We start from the raw sequence: 231 nt of genomic DNA, 5'->3' as shown, positions 1-231 counted from the left end.
AATGTCGTGAAATCCATGTATGGTCTGGTCAAGGCGTACTGGAAAGGAGAATACAGGGAGATCCCCTGGTTTACCATCGCTGCTATCGTTACGGCTTTGCTCTATGTGTTTAACCCATTGGATGTTCTGCCGGATGTGATTCCCTTTCTGGGGCTGACGGATGACGCACTGATTCTGGCTGTCTGCCTGAAGCTTGTACAACAGGATCTGGATGATTATGAAGCCTGGCGA

1 protein-coding gene is annotated in these 231 nt (G+C 49.4%); it reads left to right on the top strand.

Annotated features, from left to right (window positions below):
* The coding region (locus ACYP03_RS28340) for a YkvA family protein (RefSeq protein ID WP_459782984.1) at positions 1–231 on the top strand (231 nt) is incomplete at both ends.

This window comes from Photobacterium sp. R1 (assembly GCF_054600795.1).
This window is presented reverse-complemented; position numbering and strand designations above follow the sequence as displayed.